This window comes from Sphingomonas pseudosanguinis, from assembly GCF_014196255.1.
In the GTDB taxonomy this organism is placed as follows: domain Bacteria; phylum Pseudomonadota; class Alphaproteobacteria; order Sphingomonadales; family Sphingomonadaceae; genus Sphingomonas; species Sphingomonas pseudosanguinis.
Genome location: NZ_JACIDH010000039.1, coordinates 1 through 5,585, shown reverse-complemented (window position 1 = coordinate 5,585; position 5,585 = coordinate 1). Strand labels below are relative to the sequence as shown.

Here is a 5,585-nt window from a genome sequence, read left to right as displayed (position 1 = left end):
ACGATTGCAGAGTCCAAAGTGAACACTCCCCCTTGAAGGGGAGGTGGCAGCGCGTAGCGCTGACGGAGGGGTGTCCAGCTATCGAGAGGTCGACACCCCTCCACCATGCTACGCATGGTTCCCCTCCCCTTACAGGGGAGGAATTCAAGAAGGCTCACCCCCATCGGCGATCAGCGCGTTCAGGTCGCGCAGCGCCTTGACCAGCCCCAGCCCCCCGGGCCCGGCGATATAGCGCGGCGCCCATTCCGGCTGGAACTTCTCCTTATAAGCGCGCAGGCCGCGAAAGCCGTAGAAGCGCTCGCCATGCCGGAACACCAGTGCCGCGATCTTGGCCCAGGTGGGTGCCATCCGCCGCCCGCCGACGCCCGACAGCGGCGCCAGCCCGAGGGCGAAGCGGGCATAGCCCTGCGCCTGCCCCCACAGCATCAGCTCGACGAACAGATAATCCATGACACCGCCGGGCGCGTCCTCGATATGGCGCATCAGGTCGACCGACAGCTCGCGCCGCTCGCCGGCCTTCCACAGATTGGCGAAGGCGACGATCCGCCCCTCGACGCGCACCACCGCGCAATCGGTCAGCGCCAGATAGTCGGGATCGAAGCGGCCGAGGCTGAACCCCTTCTCGCCATGCCCCTTGGCCAGCAGCCAGTCGTCGGACACCGCCTGCAATTCGGGCAGGATCGCCGGCACCTCGGCGGCGGGAAGGATCGCGAAGCTCGCATTCTCGCGCGTGCGGAACCGGTTGAGCGTCTGGCGAAGCCCGCGCATGCGCCCGCCCTCCAACGCGAAGCGGCTGAGGTCGATCAGCGCCTCCTCACCATATTTGATGATCTGCAACCCCATCTCGATCGCGATCTCGAGGCAATCGGGGGTGATCTGATACAGCATCAACCGCCCCTGCGCGGCGTCGGCCAGCGAGCGGAGCTGCCAGAGCAGATCGGCCCAGGCCGGGCGCGGGCCGACCGGATCGCCCATCGCGATCCAGCTGCTGCCCCGCACCTGATACATGACGAAGGCGTCGCCCTCCGGCGAAAACAGGAAGCGCTTGTCGCCCAGCAACGCCAGTGACGCGTCGGTCCGCTCGGCCTGTTCGACCACGCCCAGCACCTGCGCGATCGGGGGATGATCGGCCTCGCCCGGGGGCGCGGCGAGGAACAGCCGCCACAGCCCGGCCCCGGCCAGCATCACCGCCACGCCCAGCCCCGCACGCAGAAAGCGCGAGGCATCGTCGGACAGCGCGAACCGCCACCAGAGTGATTCCCGATAGTCGACATGCTTATAGGCGAAGAAACCGATCCACCCGGTGCCGACGATCACCACCGCCACGCTGAACAGCCAGGCGGGCGACAGCGGGCGCGCGACGAGCGAAGTGCGCCGGTAGAAACCCTTGCGGCTCGCCTGGAGCAGCAGCGCGATCGTCAGGCAGACCGCCGCTTCCTCATAATCGATGCCCTTGGCCAGCGAGAAGACCGCGCCCGCGACCAGCAGCGCGCGCGCCGCCAGGCTGGCCCCGTCGAGCCGGCGGTATAGGCCCGGCGCGAGCAATAGCAGCCCCGTGCCGACCAGGCTGGCAGCGAAATGCGACGCTTCGATAAAGGGCAGCGGGACGATATGGACCAGCTGATGCACGCGCTGTGGAATGGCGGGCAGCGAGCCCGACAGCAGCAGGATCGCACCGCCCCCGAAACAGGCCGCCGCCAGGATCGTCGGCGCGATGCCCAGCAGCACGCGACGAATGTCGCGCAACGCCTTGATCGGCCGCCGCCGCGCCTCGTCCCAGGCCAGCAAGCCGATGCCGAGCGCCAGCGGCATCAGATAATAGAGGACGCGATAGGCGATCAGCGCGGCGAACAGCGCGGTCCGATCCACCGGCACGGTGGCAAGGACCACCGCCTCGAACACGCCGATGCCGCCGGGCACATGGCTGATCAACGCCACGATGATCGCGAGCGCATAAGCCAGCACGAAGGCGGGCAGCAGCGCGGGCGACGCGCCGGGCAGCAGGACGAACAGCGCGGCACTGGCGCAGGCGAGGTCGAGCGTGGCGATACCGATCTGCGCCATCGCCTGCCCCGGCGTCGGCAAGGGCACGCTCCAGACGCGCCAACCGATCCGCTTGCCGGGCCGCAGCGCACACAACAGGATCAGCAGCAGCGCACCCGCGACCACCGCCGCCCCCAGCACGCGCACGACATCCTGGCCGAGGACCAGCGCGTCGAGCGTGACCGGACCGTCATGCAGGACCAGCCCGATGCCGGTCACGGTGAACACCCCGAACCAGAAGGTCGCACTGGCGATCGCGACCACCCGCGCGATGTCCGGCCCGTCCAGTCCGGCGGCGGCATAGACACGGTAGCGCGCCGACCCGCCGGTCAGCAGCGCCAGCCCCAGATTATGGCTGAGCGTATAGCTGGTGAAGGACGCCATCGCCGCCGTCCGCCAGCGCAGCGGCCGCCCGATGACGCGCAGCGCGATGACGTCATAGAAGGTCAGCGCGATATAGCTGGCGACGGTCAGCAGGACCGACAGCGCGATCTGGCGCGGATCAATCGCGTAGAAGGCGGCCCGGACATCGGCCAGCCGCACCTGCCGCGTCAGATGGTGCAGCGCCGACAGGCCCAGCGCGACCAGCAGGACGACCGCCCCGACCGCCAGATAGCCGCGACGGGCCTGCGCATAGGCGACGATCCGCGCCGTCCAGCCCGTGCGAGCGGCCTGCTCAACCATGCGACACGCCCGCCATCATAGGGCGGGTCGCTGTCCATGATCCTGCCGGTATTCCGACCGCCGCCAACCCCGTCATCGCCACGCCTCTCACCCGCTTCGCCACCCCCCGGCAAAGCCATGCGCCCGGCCATAGGACCGCCACGGCGGTCGAGGCATTTCGGCCGCATGACAAGTTCGTCATCCGCCATGGCCCAGCTATGATGACAGAAGCGTCATGCATCGCCCACGCTTCGCTCAGGTGAGATCGGGTACGGTCGCCAGCGTGAAAGGATGGATGATGCCCGCCGTGACCGCCAAGCGATCGTCGCACCGCGCCGCCCGCCCGCTGCGCCCGTGAAGGGACTGCGGCTCGTCGGCTGGAGCGCGGGCAGCGCGGCGCTGCTCGGCGGGGCGGCCATCGCGATGCTGGTCGGGCATATGCCGCTCCACGCCGGTGGCCGGCAAAAGCCGACCCTATATGGCGCGACCTTCGCGCCGTTGGGCGGCGACCGGCCGGGGCTGGTGGTGACCAGCCTGCGCAGCCATGCCGAGGATGCTCCTGCGGCCGTCACAGAGCCGCCGCTCCGGGTCGGCGACACCGTCCTGGCGATCGACGACCAGCCCGCCATGTCCTTCGGCCAGCTGCGGGACGAGGCCGCCCGCCACGCCAATTCTCCCGTTCGCCTGCGCGTCGCGCGTGACCATGGCCTGGTCACGATCACGCTGCTAAGGACCGGTCCGGGAGGACTGCGTGGCCAACAGGATCTTATTGATTGAGGATGATCGCTCGACGGCGGATTACATCGCCAACGGGCTGCGCGAGGAGGGTTTCCTCGTCGATCATGCCGCCAATGGCCGCGACGGCCTGTTCCATGCGACCGATGGCAGTTACGACTGCATCATCCTCGACCGGATGCTGCCCGGCATGGACGGCATGGCGGCGCTGGCCGCGATCCGTGCCGCCGGGATCACGTCGCCGGTCCTGATCCTGTCCGCCCTCTCCTCGCCCGAGGACCGGGTCGCGGGGCTGACATCCGGGTCGGACGATTATCTGACCAAACCCTTCGTCTTCGCCGAACTGCTCGCCCGGGTCCGCCTGCTGATCCGGCGGGGTGGCATGACCACCAATGCGCCGCAGACCAAGCTGGTGTGTGACGATCTGGAGATGGACCTGCTCGCCCACCGCGTGCGCCGGGCGGGCAAGGCGATCGACCTGCAACCGCGCGAATACCGGCTGCTCGAATTCCTGCTCCAGCATGTCGACCAGGTCGTGACGCGCACCATGTTGCTGGAGGGCGTGTGGGATTTCCATTTCGATCCCAACACCAACGTCACCGACGTGCATATCAGCCGGCTGCGCAAGAAGATCGACGAGGGCTTCGCCCGGCCGCTGCTCCATACGGTGCGCGGTTCGGGCTACAAGCTGGGGATCGAGAAATAGCGCCCGGCGTCCTCCGCTCGACAACGCTGCGCTTCGCGCTGCTGGTCTTCGCGCTGCAACTGGTCGGTGCAGGCGCGATGGTGGCGACCGTCCGCCATCTGACGCGCAGCGAGATCGCCGACCAGGCCGAGGATGCGGCCAGCGACCTGCGCGACGAACTGTCGGGCGTCTGGCTGGCCGGCGGACGCGAGGCGGTGCGCCAGGCGGTCGTGCGGCGGCTGACCACCGACCGGGTGCCGCTGTCGGTGATCCTGCTGACCGATCCGCAAGGCCGCTTCGTCACCGGCAATATCGCCGAGTGGCCGCCCAACGTGCCGCTGCCCGGGGCCGCGACGATCGAGATTTTCCGCATCGGCCATTCTCAGCCCGAACGCATGCGCGTGCTGTCGGTGCGCCTGCCCGACGGGTCGCGGATGCTGGCGGGCCATGTCGTCGAGAGCGAATTGCGCGTCGCGCGCGCGATGGAAGAGGCGATGGCGGTCGGCATGGCGGCGGCGATCATCCTCGCCGCGCTCGCCGCCTGGATCGCGGCGCGGATGATCGAACGCCGGCTGGAGGATACGGTCGCGACCGCGCCTGCGGTGGCGGCGGGTGACCTGTCGCGCCGGGTGATCCCCAATGGCGGCGACGATGCGTTCGACGCGCTGGCGCAGGCGGTCAATGCGATGCTCGACCGGATCGCGCTGCTGATGACCGAACTCAAGATCGCGACCGACGGGCTGGCGCACGATCTGCGCTCCCCCCTCACCCGCCTGCGCGCCACGCTGGAGCGTGCGCTGGCCGATTGCCCGGACGAGACGGCACGGGCCGGCGTCGCCCGTGCGCTGGACGAGGGCGACCGGTTGCTGGCGATGCTCGATACCGCGCTGCGCATCAGCCGCGCCGAGGCGGGGCTGGGCCGCGATGCCTTTGTCGAGGCCGATCTGGCGGCGATGGCGCGCGACGTCGCCGACATGTTCGAGCCGCTGGCCGAGGATCGCGGCATGACGATCCGCGCGGAGGCGCCCGATACGCTGGTCGCGCTGGTCCACCGCGAGCTGCTGGGCCAGGCGATCGCCAATCTGGTCGACAATGCGCTGAAATACGGATCGGGCGCGGTCACGATCCGGGTCGAGGCGGGGCCGGTGCTGAGCGTCGCCGATGACGGCCCCGGCATCCCGCCCGAACGCCGCGAGGAGGCGTTGAAGCGCTTCGGCCGGCTGGACGCGGCCCGGACGGAGAGCGGCGCGGGGCTGGGCCTGTCGCTCGCCAGTGCGGTGGCGCATCTGCATGGCGGCACGCTGTCGCTGGAGGATCATGCGCCGGGGCTGGTGGTGCGGTTGGACTTGGGGGGGCGGGGCTGAGGGGTGCCCCCGCTGGCAGCGACACCCCTCCGTCAGGGCTTTGCCCTGCCACCTCACCTTCCAGGGGGAGTGTTCACTTTGGACTCTGCAATCGC

At 69.5% G+C, this 5,585-nt stretch carries 4 protein-coding genes; 3 read left to right on the top strand and 1 reads right to left on the bottom strand.

The window, feature by feature from the left end; all coding sequences use genetic code 11:
- Positions 1-144: 144 nt before the first annotated feature.
- Positions 145-2,727, bottom strand: a complete 2,583-nt coding sequence (gene mprF, locus GGR48_RS17780) for a bifunctional lysylphosphatidylglycerol flippase/synthetase MprF (RefSeq protein WP_206362519.1) — start codon at positions 2,725-2,727, stop codon at positions 145-147.
- A gap of 270 nt (positions 2,728-2,997) precedes the next feature.
- Here mprF and GGR48_RS17775 point away from each other — a divergent pair, with 270 nt between their 5' ends.
- From GGR48_RS17775 to GGR48_RS17765, 3 genes are all read left to right on the top strand, one after another.
- The gene (locus GGR48_RS17775; RefSeq protein WP_183953168.1) at positions 2,998-3,483 is read left to right on the top strand and encodes a hypothetical protein; all 486 of its coding nucleotides are present in this window, start codon (positions 2,998-3,000) and stop codon (positions 3,481-3,483) included.
- Positions 3,458-4,147, top strand: a complete 690-nt coding sequence (locus GGR48_RS17770; protein ID WP_183953167.1) for a winged helix-turn-helix domain-containing protein — start codon at positions 3,458-3,460, stop codon at positions 4,145-4,147. Before GGR48_RS17775 ends, GGR48_RS17770 begins: the two co-directional genes overlap by 26 nt.
- 77 nt (positions 4,148-4,224) lie before the next feature.
- Positions 4,225-5,490: a sensor histidine kinase gene (locus GGR48_RS17765; RefSeq protein WP_183953166.1), complete on the top strand. Its 1,266-nt coding sequence runs from the start codon at positions 4,225-4,227 to the stop codon at positions 5,488-5,490.
- The last annotated feature ends 95 nt before the right edge of the window (positions 5,491-5,585 follow it).

Bases quoted from the DNA above. Each gene is read 5' to 3' on its own strand.
- mprF (WP_206362519.1), bottom strand. From the start codon at position 2,727: ATGGTTGAGCAGGCCGCTCGCACGGGCTGGACGGCGCGGATCGTCGCC.
- GGR48_RS17775 (WP_183953168.1), top strand. From the start codon at position 2,998: ATGGATGATGCCCGCCGTGACCGCCAAGCGATCGTCGCACCGCGCCGC.
- GGR48_RS17765 (WP_183953166.1), top strand. From the start codon at position 4,225: ATGGTGGCGACCGTCCGCCATCTGACGCGCAGCGAGATCGCCGACCAG.